This is a genomic window from Actibacterium mucosum KCTC 23349 (genome assembly GCF_000647975.1).
Lineage (GTDB): Bacteria > Pseudomonadota > Alphaproteobacteria > Rhodobacterales > Rhodobacteraceae > Actibacterium > Actibacterium mucosum.
This window is the reverse complement of record NZ_JFKE01000006.1, coordinates 78,003-101,478: the sequence shown is the minus strand read 5'-3', so window position 1 is coordinate 101,478 and position 23,476 is coordinate 78,003. Positions and strand designations below refer to the sequence as shown.

The following is a 23,476-nucleotide window of genomic DNA, read 5'->3' as shown; positions in this document are numbered from 1 at the left end:
GATGACAAAGTCGCTGACAGAAGATCAGGAAAAGCGCATCGCAGCCACGCTGAAACGCATCCGCGCCGGCTTGTCCGGTGCCGCAGGTGATCATTTCGGTGAACCAAGCCACCTCTTTGATCCGGAGGCCCACGATGTCGCAAAACCTCGATAGTCTTACGGATCAGATCAGGGATTTGGCGGAAGGGCGGCAAGCGCCCGTCTCGTTGGCCGAACGGGCGCTGGCCCGGGTGCAATCACACGCCGAGCTCAACGCCTTTGTCGCCATCGACGAGGAGATCGTCATGACACAGGCCAAAGCGGCCCAGCTGCGATGGCAAAACGGCGCGCCGCTCAGCCCGATTGACGGCATTCCGATTGCCGTCAAAGACAACTACCTGACGCGCGACTACGCGACGACCGCATGTTCGGACGCGGCGCCTTTGGAACCTGCCGGCGTTGATGCCACGGTTGTTGCAAACCTGCGCGCCGCGGGCGCAGTGATCTTCGGAAAGACCAACATGCACGAATGGGCCTATGGCGCGACCAACACGACATCGAATGTCGGCGTCACAAAAAACCCGCATAACCCGGCCCATATCACCGGGGGCAGCAGCGGCGGATCAGGTGCCGCTGTCGCTGCTGGCGTCGTTGCGGCCGCATTGGGCAGCGACACGGGCGGCTCCGTTCGGATCCCCTCAGCAGCCTGTGGGATCTATGGTTTCAAGCCCAGCTATGGTCGCGCGTCGCGTCATGGCGTTTTGCCCCTGAGCTGGTCGCTTGATGCGCCCGGACCAATGGCCACAGAGCTGCAAGACATCGTTCATTTGATGCCGTATTTTCTGGGCGCCGACCCCAAAGACCGCTCAACCGCGCATGCCAAGCCCTTCGGCAGCTTGCCTGACGTGGGGCCGTTGAAACTGATCAACCTGACTGGCGCGGGATTGGAACGCTCGGCCGAGGTGGATGGTGCTGTCAACGCGGCTCTGCGCCAGAGCGCGGCACAGGTTGAACAGAGAACGCTCCAAGACATCGACCGCTACTTTGCCGCGTGGGAAGCGATACTGCATTGCGAGGCGTCTGCCTATCACCAGCCCCTTCTGCAAACCCGGGCCGAGGGGTTCAGCCCAGTGACCCGCGCCCATCTAGAGGCCGGAACACGGCTGACCGGTGTTGAGCTGTTGACGGCGCAAAAACTGCGCGGAGACCTGATCAGGTATCTCACCACCGACCTTGGCGATTGGGACGCCTTGGTGCTGCCAACCCTCCCGGTGCCCGCACCTGCACATGGCGAGGACTGGCAGGAATTTGGCAACCGGCGTGTGACAACGCAAGACAGCATGACCTGGTTTTGTTGGCTCGGAAACCTCTCGGGTCTTCCCTGCGTGACACTGCCCATTGCCAAATCATCCAAGGGTTTGCCGATCGGGATGATGCTGATGGGTCGCCCCGGCGCAGACGAGGCCCTGCTTGCGGCGGCCCTGCGGATTGACCACACTCTCAAGAGCAAGGGGTAAGAAATGGAGACGGAGACTGTGAAAGTCGGTGTGCTTTTCTCCCAAACCGGGAAGATGGCGGTGACAGAGATGGCCCATATCAACGGTGTTTTGCTTGCTATTGAGGAAGTGAACACCAGCGGTGGGATCCTGGGCCGGGCAATTGAGCCGATTTTGATGAACCCCGACGGGGACGATCGGAACTATGCAAAAATGGCGACCGATCTGTTGGTCAATTATGGAGCCAAGACAATCTTTGGCTGTTGTCTCTCCACCAGCAGAAAGGCCGTTTTGCCGCTCATTGAACGGTTCGACGGCGTATTGTTCTACCCTTCGGTCTACGAGGGATTTGAATATTCGCCCAATGTGATCTACGGCGGGGCAACCCCAAATCAGACCGTGCCACCGCTTTTGGATTTTGTGTTTCAAAACCATGGTCGCCGCATTGCCCTGATCGGGTCGGACACGCTTTACGCGCGTGAGATCAACCGGGTCGTAAAGGAGTTTCTTGATGAAAGTGATGGAGAGGTTGTGGTTGAAACCTACCTGCCGTTCTCTCCGTCCGAAGGCGAGATTACCGCAGCCATCGCGCAGTGCCGTGCACAGGACACAGACGCCATTTTGTCAACCGTCGTTGGTGAGGACAGCGTGTCGTTCTACCGGCTTTATGGTAAAAGCGATCCGCGTGCAAAGGGCATCCCGATTGCCTCGTTGACGACAATGGAAACCGAATTATTGAAAGTCCCGCCCGAAGCGCGCGGTGGCCATTTATCGGTCGCCGCCTATTTCAACGCGGCAGAGACTCCGCAGAATACGGCCTTTAAACAGGCCTTTGGCAAGAAATATGGCGATGATGTTGTCCCAAGCGTTTACAGCGAGGTGGGCTATGCCTTGGTTCATTTTTATGCCAATGCGGTGCGCATGAGTGGAAAGACAGACACGATGAGCGTGCTTCAAGCCTTGTCTGGCGCCGTTTTTAAAGCCCCTGGTGGTGATCTCTTCATCGATGTGGAGACAAATCACTTGACGTTGCGACCTCATATTGGTCGGTCCCGAACGGATGGAACCTTTGAAATCGTGTGGAACAGCCCAAAGGCGGCAGCCCCTGATCCCTATCTCGTGGCCTATGACCGGTCGGTGACCTCAAGAGGCCTCGTTTGACCGGAGACGCGAGCAAAAGCCAGAACCTCATCCGCCGCCTTCGGCGGATGCGGATCCTTGTCATTCACCCCGATGACGCGGATCGCGAAGTGTTTGTTGCACATCTGAAACGGATTGGCTGTCAGGTTGAACTCATGTGGCCGTCGCCCGAAACACTCCCTTCGCACGCGGACGTGGTGCTGTTTTTGTTGGGGCAAGAGCGTGATCCCAACCTGCTGACGTGGATGGCAACCGCGGACACAATTGCACGGATCGCAATCATCAATTTTGAGACCCCGGAAATCTTGGGCGAGTTAGAGCGCCTGAACGTCCATGGTGTCATCTCTAAACCCATTCGGCCCTTTGGCGTGCTCGCGGCTCTGACGACGGCGATTGGGGCGGCGCGTCACGAGATGACCTTGAAAAACCGGATCAAGTCCCTGGATGAAAACCTGCGGTCCCGGCGAAAAGTTGAACAGGCCGTTGCCATCCTGTCAGAGCTCAAAGGCATCGACGAGCAAGCCGCCTACAAGCGGTTGCGCGACAAATCGCAAAACTCTCAAACAAGCATCGGCGAAATCGCGAGCGCACTTATTGCGGCGCACGACGTTTGATATTTGGGGGCATTGAACGGGAGGGATGCCGTTCAATGCCCCGATCCCCTCCCGAAATCCGCCGTCCTCCCTTGTCTTGCCGACAAATTGTGTCACATACCCCCATCAGAGAGCTTTGACACTGGAAGGACCCGATCATGACGATAACCAATGATGATCTTGCCGCGGCCCGCAATGCGTGGGGGGCAGGGCTGATTGCAATTGCCAAAGCTTATGACCAAGGCGGCATCGACGCCGCCCGCCCCGTGGCCGAAGAGGTGATCGATGGCGCCTATGGCTACAATCTGGGCCCGGTTCTGTTCAAACCCACTATGGCGTCGGGCGATCAGACGTTCCGGCCCACGCGCGAAGGGGCGCTGGCCTATTTTGTCGGCCACGATGCCAATTACCCGCTGGATGGCGGGTTCGGCCTGAAGGGCTGGCGGTCGATGGACAGCGTGACCTCGGCCAGTTTCATCGACGGCGATGTCGGCATGTGGATGGGCTGGATCAAGCTGACCGACAAGGACGGCAACCTGACCCAGGTCGACAAAAGTTTTGGCTACAAGAAAGACGCCGACGGCGTGCTGCGCATTGTGCTGCACCATTCGTCATTGCCCTATCAGCCCTAAGCGCAAGGAAGGACGCGCCGCGATCAGGCGGCGCGCCACTTTTCAGGCTGCAAGCGCGTTCAGCGAGGCCTGCGCGTTTTCCAGCGCCGCGTCGCGGTCCGCGAACATGGCGTCCGCGGCGACATAAGTCACATCGGTGATCCCGACAAAACCCAGCATGTGGTTCAGATAGGTTGATGCAAAGTCGATGGGCGAGTTCACCTTGGTGCCGCCCGAGGCCAGCACCACGATTGCCTTGGTATCTTTAATCAGGCCCTCGGGGCCGTTTTCGCCATACTGAAAGGTCACCTTGGCACGCGTGATCTGGTCGATCCACGCATTCAGCTGCGTGGGGATGGTGAAGTTATAGACCGGCACCCCAATCACAACCACATCGGCGGCCTGCACTTCGGCGATCAGCTCGTCCGACAGGTCGGCAATGGCGTTTTGCGCGTCCGAGCGATCCTCGGCGGGCGTGTTCACCGCAGCCAGCCACGCGTTATCGATCATTGGCACGGGGTTCTTGGCAAGATCGCGGGTTGTGACCTGCGCGTCGGGGTGGGCACCAAGAAGCTTGGCGATGGTCTGATCTGTCAGTTCGCGCGACTGCGAAGCCGCGCCGTTGATCGAGCTGTCGAGGCGAAGAATGGAAAGGCTCATGTTGGGTCTCCTGAAACTGTCCTTTCCATCAAGGTGGATACAGCCATTCAGAACACAATTCGGCAGCCGGGAACGGACTTTGTGCCTGACTGCACATCCAATTGTGCGGTTTTGCCGGCCCTAGCGGTGGCTTGGGGCGCCGCCCGTTAGGTTTCGCGTTTTGCCGGGTCAATCGCATTGGGCGCGCCCCAATCGGCCTGCAAGGCCGCGCGCAACTGCTTGGCGGCCTCGGCCCCGATCCGGTCGGCCAAGCGCAATTCAAGCGCGGCAAAAACCTCGGCTGCGGCCGTGATGTTGCGCAAACCCGCCGGGGTCAGCCGAGCAATACGGGCGCTGGCGTTGGTGGGGTCGGGCGCGGTTTCCACCAGCCCGGCGCGTTCCAGCGCGGCCACCGATTTCTGCGCCGCCTGACGGGTGGTGCCCACGCGCCGCGCCAGTTCCGAAATGCGGATACCGTCGGCCTGCAGATGCGCCATCAGCAGCGATTGCGCATGGGTCAGCTCGGGCAGACCGCGCGCGGCCAGCGACGCGCGCAGCGCGGTATCGAACCACGTGAACGCCGAAAGCAGCAGACGGGCGAGGGACGGATCGGTCATATGAGTGTCTACCATGTTGACACTTGCGACGAAAGCCCCTAAGTGACAACCTAATTGACACTTAGGGAGACGATCATGAAACCACTCTTTGCCTTCGCCGCCGCCTGGGCGGCCTGCCTTGTATCTGGCACCGCGATTGCCATCGCCATGCAACCGTTCATCGCGCCGCTTCTGGCGCCGCATATCCGCACCGAAGAGATGGGGCTGCACTTTCCCGCGCTTTTGTCGGGCTATGTGGTGCTGGCGCTGGGCATGGTCGCGCTGGCGGTGCTGACCGATGCCGCGTCGCGCAGCTGGGGCTGGGTGCTGCAAACCGGCGCGGTGCTGGGCCTGACGGTGTTTCTGGGCGATCACCTGATCACCGCGGGCTGGTCGCAGCTGGCGGCTGGGCCCATGGCGGTGTCGGGCGTGCTGGACGCGCTGTCGGTGCTGGCGGGGTTTGTCGCCGGGGTTTGGGTATTGAAACGGCAGCCCGCCGCGCATCCGGCCTGAACGCTTGTGCGCGTGGCCGGTCCGGCCTAGCCTTCGGGCAAGCGAAAGGACCGGCCATGCATGTTGTCGCGGATACCGACCAGTTGATCGCCGACGGGGTGATCACCCAGCCCCAGGCCGACGAGATCCGCGCCCGGGCGCGCGATACGATGGTGACGCTGGCAGTGAATACCCTGCTTTGCGCCGGGATCATCGCCGCCACCGCCGGGTTCATCTTTTGGCTGGCCGACGCGCTGTCGGTGGCGGTGCTGGGCGGGCTGATGCTGGCCGGTGGAATCACCATTCTGACCCGTGGCAGCGACAATTTCGCCATGTTCGGAAACGCCTCGGCCCTGATCGGGGCGGGGATGCTGATCGGCGGGGCGGCGGCCGAGTTGCTGAACAAATACGACGACATTGCCGGGCAGGTCATGGCCCTGGGCGGCGCCGTGGTGGCGGGGGTCTTTGCCTGGGCGCTGCGCAGCCCGAAATTTCCGGCAAAATTTGTGGCTGGCTCGGCGCTGCTGATGGGGCTCGCGCTGCATCTGGGCGGCGTCGCGATCGAGATGATGGACCATCAGGTCACCGGCCTGCCCAAGGCGTTGTTGCTGTTTTATGCTGCGGCGCTGGTCGCGGTGGCGGGCTGGCTGACCGATGTGCGGCTGGTGACGGCATTGGCGATTGTGCCCTTTGCCCAGATGCTGGACACCGGCACCTTTTATTTCCACGCGGCTTACGTGTTCTATTCGCCCGAGCCCACCCTTTCGATCCTGCAGATGTCGGCCCTGATCGCACTGTGCCTCTGGACAGCGCGACGCTGGCCACCGCGCCATGGCCGCCACGCGCTGATCGCGATGATGCTTGCCTTTGTGGTGGCCAATCTCTGCGCGCTGGTGGGTTCGCTTTGGGGCGACGTGGTGGGGCAGACCATGTGGGGGCCGGGCCGATGGTCGCGCAGCGAATACGATGACTGGGAAGACTATCAGGCCGCGCGTGACGCGTTCGAGGCGCAGGCGCTTGTGATCTCGGAACACGTCTTTTCGGTTCTGTGGGCCGTAGTCCTGATCGCGCTGGCCATCTGGGCCGCGCATTCCAACCGGCGGGGACTGTTCAACGCTGCGATCACCTTTGGCGCCATTCACGTTTACACGCAGTTCTACGAGAGCTTCTTTGACGAACCGCTCGCCTATGTCATTGGCGGGCTTGCCGCGATCCCCCTGGCCTGGGGAATGTGGCGGCTGAACAAATGGTTCGTGGCCACTCGCGATACGGCGTAATTCCCGTCTATCAGTACTTGATTGGTCCGATAACCGCACACGCGCCCTTGCAAAAATGAACATCGTAAGCAAGTAATTGGCTTCGGATGTGAGAGGGTGCACAGCAAATGGATATTGATAACTGGGATGAAGTGCGGACAGCCTTTCAGGTTGCGCGGCTTGGAACAGTCAGCGGCGCGGCCGAGGTTCTGGGCGTGCACCATGCCACGGTAATCCGTCATATCGACTCGCTCGAAGGGCGTTTGGGCGTGAAGCTGTTCCAACGCCACGCCCGCGGTTATACCCCGACCGAGGCCGGGCTCGACCTTTTGCAGGTTGCGCAGGCCACCGCCGATCAGTTCGAACAACTTGCCGGGCGCCTGCACGGCGCTGGCGCCGCCATGACCGGTGAGCTTGTGGTCACTTCGGTCGACAGTTTCTCGCCTATCCTGTTGCCGGTGATCGCCGAGTTTCAGGATTCGCATCCCGAGCTGAACGTGCAATACATCACCGACACCCGCGTGTTTCGCCTGGAATATGGCGAGGCGCATGTGGCCATCCGCGCTGGCAAGAAACCCGAAGACCCCGACAATATCGTGCAGCCGCTGGCCAATATCGAGGTCACCATGGGCGCCACCCGCGACTATGTTGCGAAATACGGGCCGCTGAACGGCCCACAGGATTTCCACAAACACCGCTTTGTCGGGCCAACCGACGAAAACCACCGCGCGACGTTTTACCAGTGGATGAAAGACAACCTGCCCAAGGATCGCATCTCGCTGCGCCTTTCTGATCTGCGCGACGCCTTCCAGGCCGTGCGCGCGGGGGGCGGCATCGGGTTCCTGCCCAGCTGGCGTTTTGCCGAAACGGACGAGCTGGTACCCCTGTGGGAGCCAAAGCCCGAATGGTCGGTGCCCCTGTGGCTGGTCACCCATGTCGACCTGCATCGTACCGCCAAGGTGCAAAGCTTTACCAACGACCTGAAAGCTGCTGCGAAGAACTGGCCGTGACGGCCCGCACCGAGGCGCTCAGGGGCCATGCAGCGATGCTGGCCTTCTCGGCGCTGATTGCGGGATCCTTCAGTTTCGGGGGGCGGATTGCCAACCTGATCGATCCGGTGGCGCTGACAACTGTGCGTTTCGTGATTGCCACGGCCATTATCGCCGCCGTCGTCGCGATGCGTGGCGGTATCCGCCGCGCGGATCTGGCGGCACCATGGCGCTATGTGGTGATCGGCGGCCTGATGGCGATCTATTTCGTGCTGATGTTCGAGGGGCTGAAAACCGCCTCGCCGGTCTCTACGTCGGCTGTCTTCACCCTTGCCCCGATCTTTGCCGCCGGGTTCGGCTGGCTGCTGTTGCGGCAGGTCACCACCGCACGCATGGCGCTGGCGCTGACCATTGGCGGGCTGGGGGCGCTGTGGGTGATTTTCCGGGCCGATATCTCGGCGCTTCTGGCGCTGGAGCTGGGCCGGGGCGAGGGCGTCTTTCTGATCGGGGTGGTGGCCCACGCCGCCTATACGCCGATGGTCAGGCGGCTGAACCGGGGTGAAAGCCCGCTGGTCTTTACGCTGGGTATGCTGATCGCCGCGCTGGTGGTCCTGATCGCCTATGGCTCGGACCGCGTGATGGCCACCGACTGGGCCGCGCTGCCTGCGGTCGTCTGGGCGGTCACGCTGTACCTTGCGGTCTTTGCCAGCGCGACAACCTTCGTTCTGGTGCAATACGCGACGCTGCGCCTGCCCTCGGCCAAGGTCATGGCCTATACCTATCTCACCCCCAGCTGGGTCATCGGGTGGGAGCTGATCCTTGGCGCAAAACCGCCGCCAACGCTGATCCTTGCGGGCATCGCCCTGACGCTTGTCGCACTCTGGCTGCTGCTGGCCGAGGATTGAGCCCCCTGCGCTGCCGCTGATGCAGGCAGAAGGCGCCCCGTGACCAAAGGCCCTGGTTCCCCGGTCAAAGATGCCCGGTTTTGCAGTACAGGATCGCACCGTCCCCGTCGGCAGAAACCTCGATCCGGTCGCGCCCATGCAGCCGCAGCCAGCCGCCTGCATCAAACGGCCCGTGATCGGTGACCACAGACCCCGCCAGTATCAGCAACTCGGCCCCGCGTTCCGGGTTCGGCAGCGTCAGGGTGTCGCCCGCCGGCAGGGTATAAACCGTCACAACCTCGTCGCCAAATTCGTGCAGCGTCAGGCTTTTGAACGCGGTCGGTGCGGTCGCCAGATCCCCGGCGGCAAAGGCCTGTGCCCGGAACTGCCGCGTATCGTCCTCGTCAAACTGATGCAGCTTCACGAATATTGTCGTGCCGTCCGGCCCGGCCCACGGGGTATGCTGCGTGCCGATGGGGTTGCGCGCATAGGTCCCCACCGGATAGGCGCCGTCCTCGTCATTGAACACACCCTGCAGAACCAGGAACTCTTCGCCGCCCGAATGCGTATGGGCCGAAAAGCGCGAATTGGGGGCATACCGCACGATCGAGGTCGCATGGCCGCTTTCCGCACCCATCCGGTCCAGCATCACCCGTTCCACACCTGCCATCGGCGAGGGGTGCCAAACCCGGTCCGCGGATTTGACCATCGCGTCCTTGTCAAAGTCTGCATTGATCAACATAGTTCAGAATCCTTCCGACTGGGGCCGCAGGTCCAGCTCCAGCGTCCAGCAGGATCGGGGCTGTTGCGTGAGGTTCAGGTATTGCATGGCCACGTCCTCGGGCAACAACGCGGTGTCCTCTGACCCGCCAAACCGTTCGACCGAGGGCGTGCCAAACATCAGCCCGTCAAGGATCACATGCGCCACATGCACGCCCTGCGACTGATACTCGCGCGCCAGCGATTGCGACAACCCGCGCAGCGCGAACTTGGTCGCCGCAAAGGCACCAAACCGCCCGCCGCCCCGCACAGCCGCCGTTGCGCCCGAAAACAGGATTGCCCCGGCCTGCGCGTCAATCATGGGCGGCAAGACCTGCTGCGTGGCGTGTACCGCCGACATAACGGCGCGCTGCCACAGATCGTCGAAGGTCTCGGCGCTGGTTTCAAGGAACGGCCCGATATGCAGGGCCGCCACGTTGTGAATATAGACGTCGATCCGCCCATAGGTCTGCAGGACCTGCGCAACGCTGCGGGCGACATCGGCCGCAGCGGTCAGGTCGCAGGCGATGTTCAACGCCCCCGGATGCGCCGTGCCCCGCCGTGACAGGGTCACCACCTGATACCCGGCTTCTGCAAAAACCGTGGCCAATCCACGGCCCAGACCGGGGCCGTAACCGCCGATCACTGCAACAGGTTTCTCCGTCATGCCAATCCTCCTATTTGCGCGATGACAAAGACCGTGGCGCCCCAACCGCCAAAGAAGGCAAGCGTGCGGATCACCGGAATTCCCATCGTATAGACGATATAGTGCACCACCCGCGCGACCAGGTATAACGATGCCGCGATGGCCGTGGCCCCGTTGGCCAGCCCGGTGGCCTCAACCGCCAGCAGCGCGGGGGCAAAGACCACAAGGTTCTCGATCGCGTTGCCATGGGCCGCCTTGGCCCGGTCGGCCCAGGCGCTCAGCGCCCGGTCCTCGGTGCCGGGGTTGGCCATGGCACCTGCCAGCCCCCGAACAGCGATACGGTTCAGGACGTAAGGAAAGGCCATCAACGCGGTGGCCAACAGAATAAGCGTCAAAAGTGTCATCGCGTTGGTCATTCCGTGCCTCCGTTTGCCACGTCAGAAACCGAGCCTCCCGCCTTGACGGCCTTGGCCATCGCCAGATGGTGTTCGAATGCCGGCAGAATGTCCTGGAAATGGGATTTCAGCGCCGGGTTGTCCGCCGCAGGCAGCAAAACCGTGCGCACGGCGTCAATCGCGGCTTCGTGGAAGGCCACGTCATGTTCAAGAAACGCGCCGTCAAACCTGTCGCATTCCAGCTCGGACAGGCGCGCCATTGTGGCGTCATGGGTGATCTGCGCCTCGATCCGCGCCGCGGGCAACGTGTAGGTCAGCCCGTTCTCAACCGCCAGGTCCAGTACCGTCCGTCGCACCCAAAGGTGGTCGGTTGACAGGTGCCGGGCCAACTCGGTTGTTGAGGCCGCGCAATCTTTGGAAATGGCCAGAAACGCCGTTTCGATGTCAAAGCTGTTGACCTGCGCGTAAATTGCCAGGATCTCGCTGTCCTTCAGGTCGTCGGTGCCTGCCGCCATGACCGGTGATGCCAGCAGGGTCAGCGCTGCGACAGTATACTTTCCAAATGCCATTGGGTCTCTCCAGTTGATGTCTGCACTGGATTTACTGTCGCTGATTTCCATATATAATCCGGATTAATCAAATACATTGATAGGTAAACCCTATAAATGAACCCAACCACTACACAGTTGCTGCACGCGGTCGCCGTGGCCGAGTGTCGATCATTCAGCGCCGCCGCGCGGCAATGCAAGGTCGCGCAGCCGACGATCTCGAACAGCGTGTCCGATTTGGAAGAGCTGCTGGGCAAACGCATTTTCCGCCGTTCGACCCGCAAGGTCGAAACCACCCCGTTCGGTGACGCGATCCTGCCCGCAATTGCCGAGGCCGTCGCCGCCATCGACCGCGTGACGGTCGAAGCGCAGGCCCTGATCAATCCCGCCAACCGCCTGTTGCGCGTTGCCTTCACCCCGCTTCTGGATATCGGCACCATCGACCCGCTGTTCTCGGCCTATCGGCTGAAACACCCCGACGTAGAGATCGTCTATAAGGAATGCACCCACGAAAGCCTTGCCGAACGCCTGACCCTCGAACAGATCGACGTGGCCTTCGCGCATGACATGCCCCGCCATGCCGATCTGCGCCGCTGTCCCCTGTTTGCCGACCCGTTACACTACGTTCCTGCCAATGGGCTGACCGGCGACGAAGGGGCGACAGTCACCGTCGATGCCTTTGGCGACACGCCGCTGCTGCTGACAAATGGCTCTTGCGGCCTGGCTCCCACCACCTTGCGGCTGTTTCAGCAATCGGGCACCGACCCGCACCTTTACGCAGGACGTGCGATGACCCATGCCGCGCTGAAAGACTGGGCCGAGCTGGGCCTGGGCGGCGCCATCCTGCCCAGCAGCAAGTTGGGCCCGGACCCGTCGAGGTATCCACGGGTAGTGGTGGGCGGCGCACCCCAGCGGCTGGAGTATCAGGCGGTGTGGGCCAAGTCCTCCGAGGCCACAGATCACCTCGCCATGTTCTTCCGGCAACTGCCAAAAGTATCGGCCGCCATTTTTCACCAAAACGTGGCATGAGGTCAGGCAAAGGCGCTTGCCTTTGGCTGCGTCTGCGACAACGATAAAAACCGGAGGTACGCCCATGACATTCGAGATCTGGACCATCTACGTGGCCGCCATTCTGGCAATGATGAGCACGCCGGGACCCAGCCAATTGTTGATGCTGTCCAACTCGGCCGCGCACGGGTTTCGCCGCGCGCTTGCAACGACGGCAGGGGACCTGACGGCAAATGCGTTGCAGATGCTGGCGGCTGGTCTGGGCCTTGCGGCACTGATCGCGGCCTCGGCCACGGCGCTGTCGGTGATCAAATGGGCCGGCGTGGCCTACCTGATCTGGCTGGGCGTCCGCATGATCCGGCGGGCCAAACCCGATGACCCGGATCTGACGTCGGAAAAACCGGCCGTTAGCCTGCGGAACCTCTGGATGCAGGGCTTTCTGACCTCGGCCGCGAACCCAAAGGCGGTGGTCTTCTTCGCCGCGCTTTTCCCGCAATTCATTTCCGCCGACGCGGCGTTCTGGCCACAATTCCTGATCCTTTCCGTGACCTACATCGTGGTAGATGGGATGTTCCTGTCGACCTATGGCCTGAGCGCCAGCTGGATCGCCAAGCGATTCAAGGGCAATGCCCGTGTCTGGATCGAACGGGCCGGCGGCGGGTTCATGATCCTCGCGGCCATTCTTCTGGGCCTGAAAACCCTAACACAGCGTTAGGCGTCGTCCGAAGCTTCGCGCAGTTCCCCTTCGAGGAACCGCTCGAACGCGTCCAGGTTCACGGCCTCGAATTGCCCAAAGCTCTGCATCCAGACCGATGCGTCTTTCAGCGCGTCCGGTTCCAGCTTGCACCACTTCACCCGCCCGCGCTTTTCCTGGCTGATCAGCCCGGCGCGGGTCAGGATCGTCAGATGCTTGGAAATAGCCGCCAGCGACATTTCGAACGGCTCGGCCACATCGGTGACGGCCATGTCATCCTCCAGCAGCATGCTGAGGATTTCGCGCCGGGTCGGGTCGGACAGGGCGGCAAAGATTGTGTCCAGGCTCATGTTTCGGGCCTAGCCGCGCGATAGGGGCGGGTCAAGCACGCCATTGATTGCATAATACAACTGTTGTATATAACAACCATGATGATTCCCGAAAACCTGCCCGCCTATTGGGTCAACCACCTGTCGTTTGCGATGCGCCGCGCCTTGGTGCAACGGTTCTCCGCCGCCGGGCACGATGTCAGTGCCGAGGAATGGGCGGTGCTGCTGATCCTGCAGGCCCATCCCGGCCTGACGGCCTCGGCCCTATCGGACAAGGCCTTTCGTGACAAGACAACCACCACCCGCATGGTGGACCGTCTGGCGCGCAAGGGCATGGTGACCCGCGCCCGCGATACCGACGACCGCCGCGTGGTGCACATCACGCTCAGCCCGCAGGGGCAGGCGCAGTTCGATGCGCTGGCCGCCATCGCGCAGCAGATGCTGGCGCAGGTGATGCAGGGGATCAGCCCCGCGGATCTGGCCATCGCCACGCAAACCCTGCGCCGCATGACCGACAACCTGAAAGGAGATCCGGCATGAGCTACAATTACGCCAAGTTCCAAGCCTCCGACTATGACCTCGCACATTTTCGCGGCCCGCTGCCCGGCACCAAGGCGCCCGACGCCACGCTGGATCTGGCCAGCGGTGGCCGGTCGCGCCTGCTGGATTTCGACGGGACGTTTCTGGTGCTGGAAATGGGCAGCATCACCTGCCCGTTGTTCCAGGGCCGCCGGCCGCATATGGACCGGCTTGACCTGCAGCACCCCGATATCAGCTTTGCCGTGCTTTATGTGCGCGAGGCCCATCCCGGCGCCTCGATCCCCGCGCACCAGACCCAGGGGGACAAAGCCGCCTGCGCTGCCTCTTTGTTGAGCGATGGCGAAAACCGGCGCGTGCTGGTGGATGGCATCGACGGGCAGGCCCATGACGCCTATGGCGGCTACCCGAACTCGGTCTTCGTGATCAACCGCAACGGCTGTGTTGTCTATGCCAGCGACTGGAACAACCCCACCGTCACCGCCCGCGCGCTGCAACGCCTGAAGGCGGGACAGCCGGCGGATGTTCGTGCGTGGTTCAAACCGGTGCCGCCCAGTGTCAGCCTGCGGGTGCTGGGGGCGGGGGGCAAGGGATCGATGGCCGACTTTCTGCATGGGCTGCCCCGCCTGATCTGGAACAACCTGATCCGGCGCAACCTGCGGCTGGCCCTTGGCCGCCGCGCCGGTATAGCACCGGACGCCGAGTGCTAAGGCCATTCCCTTCGCTGATACGAAATATCAGGAAATGGAATTGGCAGAAGGTGAGGTCTGACAGTAGGGTCGCACCGTAAACCCGATCACAGGTGGTGCAATGCTCAACTGGGCGCTGATCTTTGCCCTGGGCATGGCCTGGGGCTCGTCTTTCTATTTTAATGCCGTGCTGCTGCGCGAACTGGGGCCGCTGACGGTGGCGCTGGGCCGGGTGGGGGTTGGGGCGCTGGCCTGCTGGCTGTGGCTGATCTTGGCGCGCAAGTCGTGGCGGATCCCGCCGGTGTTGCTGTTGCCCATGTCGGTGTTCGCGCTGGTGCAATATGCAATCCCGCTGGCGCTGTATCCTTATGTGCAGCAATACATCACCTCGTCCGCCGCCGGTATCGTCAACGCCATGACCCCGATCATGGTGGTGATTGTCAGCCAGTTCTGGCCGGGTGGCGAGCGCGCGACATGGACGAAATCCATCGGCGTGGCGCTGGGCTTTGCCGGGATCGTCGTGCTGGTCTCGCCGGCCTTTGCAGGGCAGGGGCCGTCAAATCCCTGGGCGCTGCTGGCCACGATGGGCGCGCCGCTGTGTTATGGCATCGCGTTGAACCTGATGCGCCGCTTCGATGGCATGGACCGCACGGTACTGACGGCATGGTCGCTGTTGCTGGGTACTGCGTTTCTGGTGCCGGTGGCGCTTGGGTCCGAGGGCATGCCCGTGATCACCCGGGCCGAAACCTGGGTGGCCTTGTTCGTGATCGGCGCAATCCTGACAGCCGCTGCCTTTATCCTGCTTTTCTGGTTGATCCCTCGCGTGGGGGGCACTACCGCGTCGACCATCACGCTGATCGCGCCGGTATCGGCGGTGCTGCTGGGCGCTTACCTTTTGTCCGAGGACGTGAGCCTGCCGCAGTTGGTCGGTATGGGCATCATTCTGCTGGGCTTGTTGTTTGTGGACGGCCGCTTGTCGGCGCTGCTGCGGGGGCACCGCAATGTGCCCCCGGTGCGCTGAGAAACCGGAACGACGCGTGTCCTTCCTGTCGCCCTCTCAGCGCGGCAGATACGATTTTTCACGTGCCGTCCGTGGAATGCGGGGCGCGCAGCGGAACAGACGCCGCGCAATCATCAACCGATTGGTTGAATATGGTAACTGGGCCGCATTTGCCCGCCGGGGCGTGTGCAGGTCCGTGGGCATCCTGCCGCACCAATGGGAAACCTAAATAATATCAGTGACTTGAGGCCGGAGGATTTCCACCTCCATCCGCTTGACTCATGCGCCCACCCTTCCTAGGTTGCCGCCGAAAGTCCAAGGGGGCATTTCGCGCATGGCAGAGAACGGGAAACAAGAGCAGCTCAAGGCGCTCGAAGCCCGGATCGAGGCGGCCAAACAGGCCACTCAGCCCGCGAAACCGCACCAGGAGGAACATTATTCTCAGGCCCAGATGGCCTGGCGGATGGTGATAGAGCTTGTGGCCGGTCTGGGGATCGGCTTTGGCATCGGATACGGGCTGGACGCCCTTTTTGGTACGCGTCCTTTCCTGATGGTGCTGTTCATATTGCTGGGTTTCGCGGCCGGCGTGCAGACGATGATGCGCACCGCCAAAGAGATCCAAAACACGAATTCGGCCGCGGCCGACAAAGACGAAGAGGGCTGAGACGTGGCATCTGATGCACATGGCGACGAAGGCGGGCTGGTTTTCCACCCGATGGACCAGTTCATCGTGAAACCGCTGTTTGGCGGCGGCACTGATGTGGGGCTGTTCACCATCACCAACGTGACGCTGTGGATGGCGCTGGCCGTTGTTGCCGTGTTCGCCCTGCTGGTTGTCGGCACCAAAAGCCGCGCCATGATCCCCTCGCGCGGTCAGTCGATCGCCGAGATGGCCTATCTCTTTATCTACAAGATGGTCGAAGACGTCGCTGGCAAAGACGCGGTCAAGTTCTTCCCCTATATCATGACGCTGTTCATGTTCATCGTGATGGCCAACTTCCTTGGCCTTCTGCCGATGTCGTTTACCACCACCTCGCATTTCGCCGTGACCGCGGTGCTGGCGCTGGCGGTGTTCCTGACCGTCACCATCACCGGTTTCGTGCTGCACGGCGCCAAGTTCCTGGGCCTCTTCTGGGTCAGCTCGGCGCCCCTGCCGCTGCGCCCGATCCTGGCGATTATCGAGCTGATCTCGTATTTCGTGCGCCCCGTCAGCCACTGCATCCGTCTTGCCGGTAACATCATGGCCGGCCACGCGGTGATCAAGGTGTTCGCCGGCTTTGCCGCCATCGCCGCCGTGTCGCCGCTGGCCATTGTCGCCATCACCGCGATGTACGGGCTCGAAGTTCTCGTGGCCTTCATCCAGGCCTACGTGTTCACCATCCTGACCTGCGTGTATCTGCACGATGCGCTGCATCCCAGCCACTAAGGTCCCCGCAAACAACACTTATCTTATCTTCCAACCGTAAGGAGAATTCACAATGGAAGGCGATCTCGCACATATCGGCGCAGGCCTGGCAGCAATCGGCTCGGGCGCCGCAGCTATCGGTGTGGGCAACGTGGCCGGCAACTTCCTGTCGGGCGCACTGCGCAACCCTTCGGCCGCTGGCGGCCAAACCGCGACCCTGTTCATCGGTATCGCATTTGCAGAAGCTCTGGGCATCTTCGCATTCCTGGTTGCTCTGCTGCTGATGTTCGCCGTTTAAGCTTCCAATAACCGATCCTTACGGCCGGGTGGGCGCGCGCCGCCTTCCCGGTGTAACCCCGGTTCCTGGAGGACGACATGGCTACTGACGCACCCAAAGACGCCCACGGCGCGGCCGACGCGGCCCATGCAGCGGAATCCGCTGGCATGCCGCAGCTCGACTTTGCGACCTATGGCAACCAGATCTTCTGGCTGGTGATTGCCCTTGTGGCGATCTTCTTGATCCTGTCCCGCGTGGCCCTGCCGCGTATTGCGTCGGTTCTGGCTGAACGTCAGGGCGCGATCACCAAGGATCTCGCCGCTGCCGAAGAGCTGAAACAACAAGCTGTTGAGGCCGAAGAGGCCTATAACAAAGCGCTGGCTGACGCCAAGGCCGAGGCCGCCAAGATCGTGGCCGAAACCAAGGCCGAGATTCAGGCAGAGCTGGACGAGGCCACCGCCAAGGCGGATGCCGAAATTGCCGCCAAGGCTGCTGAATCCGAAAAGGCCATCGCGGTGATCCGCGAAGGCGCCAAGGACAGCATTGCCGCCGTGGCCAAAGACACCGCCGCCGAAATCGTTTCGGCGCTGGGCCAAAACGCCGACGAGGCCGCGCTTGCCGCCGCCATCGACGCACAGCTGAAAGGGTGAAGGACATGAAAAAGCTTTCCGTTCTCTTTGCCCTGATGGCCAGCCCCGCGTTTGCGGCGTCGGGTCCGTTCTTCTCGCTGGGCAATACCGACTTTGTCGTGCTGATTGCCTTCATCCTGTTCATCGCCGTGCTGGTCTACTTCAAGGTGCCCGGCATGATTGGCGGGATGCTGGACAAGCGCGCTGACGAGATCAAGTCCGACCTGGACGAAGCCCGCGCCCTGCGCGAAGAGGCGCAGACGCTGCTGGCCAGCTACGAGCGCAAGCAGCAAGAGGTTGCCGAGCAGGCCGACCGTATCGTTGCCCATGCCAAGGAAGAGGCCAAGCAAGCGGCTGAGCAAGCCAAGGTGGATCTGCAGGAGTCGATCGCGCGCCGTCTGGCCGCGGCCGAGGATCAGATCGCTTCGGCCGAAGCGTCCGCTGTGAAAGAGGTCCGCGACACGGCTGTCACCGTGGCTGTCACCGCCGCCGGCGACGTGATCGCCAAGCAGATGAACGCAGCGGCTGGCAACAAGCTGATCGATGCGGCCATCGCCGAGGTCGAAGCCAAGCTGCACTAAGCACTGGCGTCTTTGAAAGTTTAAAGAACCCGGGTTTCGCGACCCGGGTTTTTTAATGTCCGCGTTAAACTTTGCCGAAGGTTGTCGGAACGTTAAGACAGGCGCGGTCAACTGAGCGCGCCAATTTCCGTTGCGTCTTGGTTAAGGCTGTTTGCGCGCCGCCTCGTGCTCCAGCCGCAGCTTCGCAACCTCTTCGTTGCGGTCAGCCGCCTGCTGGTTCTTCAGCGACGCCTCGACATAGCTCAGATGCGCCGCCACCGCCTTGCGCGCCGCCGCCGGATCGCGGGCCTGCAGCGCCTCGTTGATGGCGCGGTGTTGGGCCAACAGGTCGTCGCGATTGGTGCGCTGTTTGAACATCATCTGGCGGTTATAGAACACGCCCTCGCGCAGCAATTCGAACATCGACCGCATCATGTGCAGCATGATGACATTGTGGCTGGCCTCGATGATGGCCATGTGAAACTCGGCATCCAGCCACGCCTCGTCCTTGGGGTTGCGCTTGGTGTGGGCGGTTTCCATCTTGTCGTAAACCGCTTGAATCACGGCCAAATCCGTGTCCGAAGCCTGCGTGGCGGCGCGTTCGGCCGCCAGGCTCTCCATGTCGCGGCGGAACGAGATATAGTCGAACAGTGCGGCGTCATGCTTGGCAAACAGGCTGACCAGCGCGTCTGAAAAGGCGGATCCCAGAACGTCGGCCACAAAGATGCCGGCGCCCGCGCGGCTGACCAGAAGGCCGCGATCCTGCAACTCGGCCACGGCCTCGCGCAGGCTGGGGCGCGACACGCCCAGACGGTCCGAAAGCTCGCGCTCGGACGGCAACCGCTCGCCCGGGCGCAAGATACCCTGCAGGATCAGCAACTCGACCTGGCGCACCACGGCGCCCGCCAGTTTTTCCGGTTGAACAGGTTGAAACGGCACATCCGCCCCCTTGGCAATCTGGTCTGTCAATCTGACCACATTGCCGGGGCAGGAGCAACCGTCACCCCCGCGGCCTGATCACAATGTCCACCCGCCGGTTCTGCGCACGCCCTTCGGCGGTTTGGTTCGTGGCCACCGGTTCATCTTCACCACGACCAAAGGCCCGGATACGGTTGGGCGCAACACCCTCAGAGATCAGGATCGACGCAACGCTTTGCGCCCGCTCCGAAGACAGGCGCTGGTTATAACCGGCCTCGCCGTCGCTGTCGGTATGACCAATCACTTCTACCGTTGTGTCGGCATAATTGTTTAGACTTGCGGCCAAAATCTTAAGATCGGATGTCAGCCCCGGGCTGACCTGCGCGCTGTCGAAGGCGAACAGGATGTCCTGCGGCATGGTCACGATCAACTCGTCACCGACGCGCCGTACCACCACCTGGTTGCCAAGGCTGGCCTGCAGCTCTCGTGCCTGCCGGTCCAGATCCGCGCCGACCAATGCACCGCCACCGGCCCCGATGGCAGCGCCGATCAGGATGTCCTCGGCGTCGTTGCCAACGATGGCGCCGGCAATCGCGCCCAGCGCCGCGCCCACTGCCGCACCTTCCTTGGTGCGCTTGTTCGGGTCGCTGGAGAATTCCGATGGTTCCGTACAGGCTGTTAAGCCCAAAAGCCCGGCCATGGCCAGGCAGGTGATCTTCGCTCGCATATGTTTGCGCCTCTTTCTTGGGTCCTTTCCCGAACCGTTCCCTTGCATAGTAAAGGCGCGGCAAGGGTCAACCCAAGGGGAAAAACCGGCGTCGGGCGGCAAACCGCCGATTTGTCAGCTGGCCTTGGCATCCGCTTGGGCAGCTTCCCATGCCAACATCGCGCGCTTTACCGGCAGGCCCCAGTGATAGCCGCCAAGGCCGCCGGACTTGCGCAACGCCCGGTGACAGGGGATCAGAAAGCTGACCGGGTTGCGGCCCACTGCGGTGCCCACGGCGCGCATCGCCTTGGGGTGGCCCACGGTGGTGGCGATCTCGGAATAGGTGGTCACGTGCCCGGTGGGGATGCGCAACAGCGCCTCCCACACTTTCAGCTGAAACGGCGCGCCGATCAGGTACAGCCGCGGCGCATCGGTGGTTTCGCCAAAAGCCGCCCGCGCCATGGGGCGCAGAAACGCGACATCCTCGACAAATTTGGCCTTTGGCCAGCGACCGGTCAGATCCGTCATCGTGGCTTCGGCCCCGGTTTCGGCGGCAAACCCGATACCGCAAATCCCCTTGTCGGTGCCCATCACCAGGGCCGGGCCAAAGGGGCTTTCGAACCAGCCCCAGCGGATCGTCAGCCCGGCACCTTGCCGGGCGTATTCGCCTGGGCTCATCGCCTCCCATTTCATGAACAGGTCGTGCAGGCGGCCGGGGCTGGACAGGCCGGTCTGATAAGCAGTGTCCAGCGTGGTGAACCGGTCATCCAGCAGCGCCTTGGCATGGCCCAGCGTCAGGTATTGCTGCAGCCGTTTGGGCGACACGCCTGCCCATTGACTGAACACGCGCTGGAAATGTGCAGGGCTCATTGACACGTCGGTGGCCAGTGCCTCCAGCGACAGGGGCGCACCACCGGCGTTGTCGATCGCTTCGATCGCGCGGCGGATAACCTGATAATGGTAACCTTGTTCCAGATTTGGTTCTGCGTTCATGTCGAGCCTCCGATTGATCCCCAACCTAGCCGCGCCCGCTGCCACAAACGAACCGTTTCTTGCGCATTGAATGTGAACCGGGGTGGATCGCCGGGCCCAACCCCCCTTGTCCACGCAGCGTCAAGCGGGCATATCCCCCTGTATGGCAAAGCAGCTTGGATATCATACGATCCACGAGATCTTTTCGCGCTTTCAGGCGCAAGAGGCCGAACCAAAGGGCGAGTTGGAGCATGTGAATGCCTTCACCCTTGTGGTGGCGGTGGCGCTGTCGGCGCAGGCCACTGACGTGGGCGTGAACAAGGCCACGCGGGCGCTGTTTCAGATCGCCGACACGCCCGACAAGATGCTGGCGCTGGGCGAAGAGGGGCTGATCGAGCATATCAAGACCATCGGGCTTTATCGCCAGAAGGCCAAGAATGTCATCAAGCTCAGCCGCATCCTTTCGGAACAATATCTGGGTCAGGTGCCGTCATCGCGCGCCGCGCTTGAGGCGCTGCCGGGTGTGGGGCGCAAAACCGCCAACGTGGTGCTGAACATGTGGTTCAAACACCCCGCGCAGGCGGTCGACACCCATATCTTTCGCGTTGGCAACCGCACCGGCATTGCGCCGGGCAAGGACGTGGTGGCGGTGGAACGCGCCATCGAAGACAACATTCCGGTCGAGTTTCAGCAGCACGCGCATCACTGGCTGATCCTGCATGGCCGCTATACCTGCAAGGCGCGCAAGCCGTTGTGCAATGCGTGCATCATCCGAAATCTCTGCCCGTTCGAGGAGAAGACCCCGTGAGCAAAACCTATCAGGTTGTCGGTATCGGCAACGCCATTGTCGACGTGTTGACCCAGTCCGATGACAGCTTCCTGGAGCTGATGGGCATCCAGAAAGGCATCATGCAGCTGGTCGAGCGCGAGCGCGGCGAGATGCTGTATGGCGCGATGAAGGACCGCACGCAGGCGCCCGGCGGCTCGGTTGCCAACACGCTGGCGGGGTTGGGCAATCTGGGGCTGAAGACCGGGTTTATCGGCCGGGTGCATGACGACGCGCTGGGCCAGTTTTATGCCCGCGAGATGGCGGTGGGCGGCACGGATTTTGTGAACCCGCCGGTGCCGGGTGGCGAGCTGCCGACCTCGCGGTCGATGATCTTTGTGTCGCCCGATGGCGAGCGGTCGATGAACACGTATCTGGGCATCTCGGCCGAGCTGGGCCCGGAAGACGTGGCCGATGACGTGGCCGGGCAGGCCGAGATCCTGTTCCTAGAGGGTTATCTTTACGACAAGCCCAAAGGCAAAGAGGCGTTCGAGCGCGCAGTAAAAGTGTGCCGCGATGCGGGCGGCAAAACCGGGATCGCGCTGAGCGATCCGTTCTGCGTGGACCGCCACCGCGACGATTTCCGCCGCCTGGTGCGCGAGCTGGATTACGTGATTGGCAACAGCCACGAATGGGAATCGCTGTATCAGACCGATCTGAGCAGCGCGTTGGAGCAGGCGGCGGCCGATAGCGGGCTGATTGTCTGCACCCGGTCGGGCGATGACGTGGTTCTGGTGAAAGGGGACGAGCAGGTCTCGGTCCCTGTCAACAAGGTGGTGCCGGTGGATGCGACGGGGGCGGGCGACCAGTTCGCCGCAGGGTTCCTGTACGGCTATGCCACAGGGCAAGAACTGGCGATCTGCGGCGCCATGGGCAATGCCGCGGCGGCCGAGGTGATCAGCCATTTTGGCGCCCGGCCCGAAACCGACCTGAAGGTATTGTTCCAGCAGAAAGGTCTGATCTAGGCCGCAAGGGGCTCCCGCCCCCGGAACAGCGCGGCGAAGCCGCTTGCCCGGCGTTGGGCGTGGCACGCCCTTGCGGGCGTGCGGTGGTGTTCAGGCGGCAATGGCCAGCGCGGATTTGCGGACACGGCGGCGGGAGGGATCGCCTTCCTCCAGCATGATACGGTCAGCGATGGCCGGTGACACCCGCCAGATCACCCTGAGCAGTTTGGTTTTGCCCACCCAGATCTCGGCTTTGCCGCGTTGCAGGCCCGACAGGATTGCGGCGGCGGCCTTGTCTGCGGGCATTTTGTTTTCCGGGGCGCCTTGCGACAGGGACGTGTCGACAAGGGTCATGATCGCCTCGCTCACCAGCATGGGGTCGCGGCGCTTCTGGTGGCGCAGCACCTTGGTGAAATGGCGCAGGCCCGCCTTGGTGGCGCAATAGACCGCCGCATTGCCCAGGGGCGCGATGGCCAGCCCCGAGGTCACGTTGACAATCGCGGGGGTCGGGTGACGTTCCAGTGTCGGCAGCATCAGCCGGGTCAGCGTGATGGCGGCGGTCAGGTTGATCGTGACCTCGTCGCTGATCTGCCCCTCGTTCAGGTCGCGGATCATTCCTTGATGCATCACTGCGGCATTGTTGATCAGCACGCTGCATTCGGGATGCTGGTCGGCGGTCCAGTTGGCAACGGCCCGCGCCATGCCCGGCTGGCCGAGATCGGCGGCCAGCCCGAAGACGCGGCCGGGATGGCAGGCCTCCAGCGCACACAACGCCTTGTCGTCGCGGGCAATGGCCAGCACCTTTGCCCCCCTGGCCACCAATTGGTCCGTCATCTTGCGGCCAATGCCGCGCGTGGCGCCAGTCAGCAGGATCGTGCGGCCTTTCAGGTCAATCTTCATGGCAGTTCCCGTTTTGAAGCTGTTTGATCTGCTGTTAGGGTGCCGCGACCCGGCCATCA

32 protein-coding genes are annotated in these 23,476 nt (G+C 62.3%); 21 read left to right on the top strand and 11 right to left on the bottom strand.

Translation table 11 applies throughout. The features are described from left to right. Nucleotide 1 precedes the first annotated feature (1 nt). The 5 genes from ACMU_RS19520 to ACMU_RS14450 all read left to right on the top strand — a co-directional run bounded on the left by ACMU_RS19520 (nucleotide 2) and on the right by ACMU_RS14450 (nucleotide 3,840). The gene (locus tag ACMU_RS19520; RefSeq protein WP_161635689.1) at nucleotides 2–154 is read left to right on the top strand and encodes a hypothetical protein; all 153 of its coding nucleotides are present in this window, start codon (nucleotides 2–4) and stop codon (nucleotides 152–154) included. Beyond that, the gene (locus ACMU_RS14465; RefSeq protein ID WP_035260886.1) at nucleotides 135–1,496 is read left to right on the top strand and encodes an amidase; all 1,362 of its coding nucleotides are present in this window, start codon (nucleotides 135–137) and stop codon (nucleotides 1,494–1,496) included. Before ACMU_RS19520 ends, ACMU_RS14465 begins: the two co-directional genes overlap by 20 nt. Before the next feature lie 3 nt (nucleotides 1,497–1,499). Further along, nucleotides 1,500–2,636: a transporter substrate-binding domain-containing protein gene (locus ACMU_RS14460; RefSeq protein ID WP_035260884.1), complete on the top strand. Its 1,137-nt coding sequence runs from the start codon at nucleotides 1,500–1,502 to the stop codon at nucleotides 2,634–2,636. Nucleotides 2,637–2,683: 47 nt separating this feature from the next. Next, a complete protein-coding gene (locus tag ACMU_RS14455) occupies nucleotides 2,684–3,229 on the top strand; it encodes an ANTAR domain-containing response regulator (RefSeq protein WP_051588364.1) in 546 nt (181 codons plus the stop codon). A gap of 137 nt (nucleotides 3,230–3,366) precedes the next feature. After that, nucleotides 3,367–3,840 carry a phosphoribosyl-AMP cyclohydrolase gene (locus tag ACMU_RS14450; protein WP_035260882.1) on the top strand — a complete coding sequence of 158 codons (474 nt, stop codon included), beginning with the start codon at nucleotides 3,367–3,369 and terminating at the stop codon, nucleotides 3,838–3,840. A gap of 42 nt (nucleotides 3,841–3,882) precedes the next feature. On the opposite strand, the gene ACMU_RS14445 is transcribed toward ACMU_RS14450, so the two are convergent. Both ACMU_RS14445 and ACMU_RS19335 read right to left on the bottom strand, forming a co-directional pair. Then, the gene (locus ACMU_RS14445) at nucleotides 3,883–4,479 is read right to left on the bottom strand and encodes an FMN-dependent NADH-azoreductase (protein ID WP_035260879.1); all 597 of its coding nucleotides are present in this window, start codon (nucleotides 4,477–4,479) and stop codon (nucleotides 3,883–3,885) included. 146 nt (nucleotides 4,480–4,625) lie between these two features. Beyond that, nucleotides 4,626–5,090, bottom strand: a complete 465-nt coding sequence (locus tag ACMU_RS19335) for a MarR family winged helix-turn-helix transcriptional regulator (protein ID WP_236626274.1) — start codon at nucleotides 5,088–5,090, stop codon at nucleotides 4,626–4,628. 60 nt (nucleotides 5,091–5,150) lie between these two features. Between ACMU_RS19335 and ACMU_RS19330 the strand changes: the two genes are divergently transcribed. From ACMU_RS19330 to ACMU_RS14420, 4 genes are all read left to right on the top strand, one after another. After that, nucleotides 5,151–5,567, top strand: a complete 417-nt coding sequence (locus tag ACMU_RS19330) for a hypothetical protein (protein WP_035260872.1) — start codon at nucleotides 5,151–5,153, stop codon at nucleotides 5,565–5,567. Nucleotides 5,568–5,623: 56 nt separating this feature from the next. Beyond that, complete coding sequence (locus ACMU_RS14430) at nucleotides 5,624–6,823, top strand: DUF2157 domain-containing protein (protein ID WP_035260869.1); 1,200 nt, start codon at nucleotides 5,624–5,626, stop codon at nucleotides 6,821–6,823. Between the two features lie 113 nt (nucleotides 6,824–6,936). Continuing rightward, nucleotides 6,937–7,812: a LysR family transcriptional regulator gene (locus ACMU_RS14425; protein ID WP_035261100.1), complete on the top strand. Its 876-nt coding sequence runs from the start codon at nucleotides 6,937–6,939 to the stop codon at nucleotides 7,810–7,812. Between the two features lie 35 nt (nucleotides 7,813–7,847). Beyond that, entirely contained in the window at nucleotides 7,848–8,696 is an 849-nt protein-coding gene (locus ACMU_RS14420; protein WP_035260868.1) for a DMT family transporter, read from the top strand. A gap of 64 nt (nucleotides 8,697–8,760) precedes the next feature. Here the strand turns inward: ACMU_RS14420 and ACMU_RS14415 are convergent, their stop codons facing one another. Genes ACMU_RS14415 through ACMU_RS14400 form a run of 4 tightly spaced genes read right to left on the bottom strand, consistent with a single transcriptional unit; the run spans nucleotide 8,761 to nucleotide 11,044 of the window. After that, on the bottom strand, nucleotides 8,761–9,417 hold the full coding sequence (locus tag ACMU_RS14415) for a cupin domain-containing protein (protein ID WP_035260867.1): 657 nt from the start codon (nucleotides 9,415–9,417) through the stop codon (nucleotides 8,761–8,763). Between the two features lie 3 nt (nucleotides 9,418–9,420). Then, on the bottom strand, nucleotides 9,421–10,101 hold the full coding sequence (locus ACMU_RS14410; RefSeq protein WP_035260865.1) for an SDR family NAD(P)-dependent oxidoreductase: 681 nt from the start codon (nucleotides 10,099–10,101) through the stop codon (nucleotides 9,421–9,423). Beyond that, complete coding sequence (locus tag ACMU_RS14405; RefSeq protein WP_035260863.1) at nucleotides 10,098–10,496, bottom strand: MAPEG family protein; 399 nt, start codon at nucleotides 10,494–10,496, stop codon at nucleotides 10,098–10,100. Before ACMU_RS14405 ends, ACMU_RS14410 begins: the two co-directional genes overlap by 4 nt. Continuing rightward, complete coding sequence (locus tag ACMU_RS14400) at nucleotides 10,493–11,044, bottom strand: DUF4142 domain-containing protein (protein ID WP_035260861.1); 552 nt, start codon at nucleotides 11,042–11,044, stop codon at nucleotides 10,493–10,495. The genes ACMU_RS14405 and ACMU_RS14400 overlap by 4 nt, the downstream gene beginning before the upstream one ends. 96 nt (nucleotides 11,045–11,140) lie before the next feature. Between ACMU_RS14400 and ACMU_RS14395 the strand changes: the two genes are divergently transcribed. Together ACMU_RS14395 and ACMU_RS14390 are read left to right on the top strand one after the other, a co-directional pair. Beyond that, entirely contained in the window at nucleotides 11,141–12,052 is a 912-nt protein-coding gene (locus ACMU_RS14395; protein WP_035260859.1) for a LysR family transcriptional regulator, read from the top strand. A 64-nt stretch (nucleotides 12,053–12,116) separates the two neighbouring features. Next, entirely contained in the window at nucleotides 12,117–12,746 is a 630-nt protein-coding gene (locus ACMU_RS14390; protein WP_035260857.1) for a LysE family translocator, read from the top strand. On the opposite strand, the gene ACMU_RS14385 is transcribed toward ACMU_RS14390, so the two are convergent. Further along, nucleotides 12,743–13,075: an ArsR/SmtB family transcription factor gene (locus tag ACMU_RS14385; protein ID WP_035260855.1), complete on the bottom strand. Its 333-nt coding sequence runs from the start codon at nucleotides 13,073–13,075 to the stop codon at nucleotides 12,743–12,745. The two genes, ACMU_RS14390 and ACMU_RS14385, sit on opposite strands and share 4 nt — an antisense overlap. Nucleotides 13,076–13,153: 78 nt before the next feature. On the opposite strand from ACMU_RS14385, the gene ACMU_RS14380 reads away from it, so the two are divergent. The 8 genes from ACMU_RS14380 to ACMU_RS14345 all read left to right on the top strand — a co-directional run bounded on the left by ACMU_RS14380 (nucleotide 13,154) and on the right by ACMU_RS14345 (nucleotide 18,172). Next, a complete protein-coding gene (locus ACMU_RS14380; protein ID WP_051588363.1) occupies nucleotides 13,154–13,594 on the top strand; it encodes a MarR family winged helix-turn-helix transcriptional regulator in 441 nt (146 codons plus the stop codon). Next, nucleotides 13,591–14,301 (top strand): deiodinase-like protein, encoded by a 711-nt coding sequence (locus ACMU_RS14375; protein ID WP_035260853.1) that lies wholly within the window; start codon nucleotides 13,591–13,593, stop codon nucleotides 14,299–14,301. Before ACMU_RS14380 ends, ACMU_RS14375 begins: the two co-directional genes overlap by 4 nt. 100 nt (nucleotides 14,302–14,401) lie before the next feature. After that, nucleotides 14,402–15,301 carry a DMT family transporter gene (locus ACMU_RS14370; protein WP_035260850.1) on the top strand — a complete coding sequence of 300 codons (900 nt, stop codon included), beginning with the start codon at nucleotides 14,402–14,404 and terminating at the stop codon, nucleotides 15,299–15,301. A gap of 313 nt (nucleotides 15,302–15,614) precedes the next feature. After that, nucleotides 15,615–15,944, top strand: coding sequence for an AtpZ/AtpI family protein (locus ACMU_RS14365; protein WP_035260848.1), 330 nt, complete (start codon nucleotides 15,615–15,617; stop codon nucleotides 15,942–15,944). 3 nt (nucleotides 15,945–15,947) lie between these two features. Beyond that, nucleotides 15,948–16,706, top strand: a complete 759-nt coding sequence (locus ACMU_RS14360; RefSeq protein ID WP_035260847.1) for a F0F1 ATP synthase subunit A — start codon at nucleotides 15,948–15,950, stop codon at nucleotides 16,704–16,706. Between the two features lie 52 nt (nucleotides 16,707–16,758). Further along, nucleotides 16,759–16,983 (top strand): F0F1 ATP synthase subunit C, encoded by a 225-nt coding sequence (locus ACMU_RS14355; RefSeq protein WP_009806291.1) that lies wholly within the window; start codon nucleotides 16,759–16,761, stop codon nucleotides 16,981–16,983. 77 nt (nucleotides 16,984–17,060) lie between these two features. Then, entirely contained in the window at nucleotides 17,061–17,612 is a 552-nt protein-coding gene (locus ACMU_RS14350) for a F0F1 ATP synthase subunit B' (protein WP_035260845.1), read from the top strand. A 5-nt stretch (nucleotides 17,613–17,617) separates the two neighbouring features. Next, a complete protein-coding gene (locus ACMU_RS14345) occupies nucleotides 17,618–18,172 on the top strand; it encodes a F0F1 ATP synthase subunit B (protein WP_035261096.1) in 555 nt (184 codons plus the stop codon). 141 nt (nucleotides 18,173–18,313) lie between these two features. On the opposite strand, the gene ACMU_RS14340 is transcribed toward ACMU_RS14345, so the two are convergent. The 3 genes from ACMU_RS14340 to ACMU_RS14330 all read right to left on the bottom strand — a co-directional run bounded on the left by ACMU_RS14340 (nucleotide 18,314) and on the right by ACMU_RS14330 (nucleotide 20,768). Beyond that, nucleotides 18,314–19,090, bottom strand: a complete 777-nt coding sequence (locus ACMU_RS14340; protein ID WP_035261094.1) for a FadR/GntR family transcriptional regulator — start codon at nucleotides 19,088–19,090, stop codon at nucleotides 18,314–18,316. Nucleotides 19,091–19,151: 61 nt separating this feature from the next. Then, nucleotides 19,152–19,796 (bottom strand): OmpA family protein, encoded by a 645-nt coding sequence (locus tag ACMU_RS14335; protein WP_035260843.1) that lies wholly within the window; start codon nucleotides 19,794–19,796, stop codon nucleotides 19,152–19,154. 114 nt (nucleotides 19,797–19,910) lie between these two features. Next, nucleotides 19,911–20,768, bottom strand: coding sequence for a bifunctional helix-turn-helix domain-containing protein/methylated-DNA--[protein]-cysteine S-methyltransferase (locus ACMU_RS14330; protein ID WP_035260841.1), 858 nt, complete (start codon nucleotides 20,766–20,768; stop codon nucleotides 19,911–19,913). 142 nt (nucleotides 20,769–20,910) lie between these two features. Between ACMU_RS14330 and nth the strand changes: the two genes are divergently transcribed. Both nth and ACMU_RS14320 read left to right on the top strand, forming a co-directional pair. Next, nucleotides 20,911–21,555, top strand: a complete 645-nt coding sequence (gene nth, locus ACMU_RS14325; protein ID WP_035260840.1) for an endonuclease III — start codon at nucleotides 20,911–20,913, stop codon at nucleotides 21,553–21,555. Beyond that, on the top strand, nucleotides 21,552–22,538 hold the full coding sequence (locus ACMU_RS14320) for an adenosine kinase (RefSeq protein ID WP_035260838.1): 987 nt from the start codon (nucleotides 21,552–21,554) through the stop codon (nucleotides 22,536–22,538). Before nth ends, ACMU_RS14320 begins: the two co-directional genes overlap by 4 nt. Before the next feature lie 90 nt (nucleotides 22,539–22,628). On the opposite strand, the gene ACMU_RS14315 is transcribed toward ACMU_RS14320, so the two are convergent. After that, nucleotides 22,629–23,417, bottom strand: coding sequence for an SDR family oxidoreductase (locus tag ACMU_RS14315; protein ID WP_161635688.1), 789 nt, complete (start codon nucleotides 23,415–23,417; stop codon nucleotides 22,629–22,631). Nucleotides 23,418–23,476: the final 59 nt, after the last annotated feature.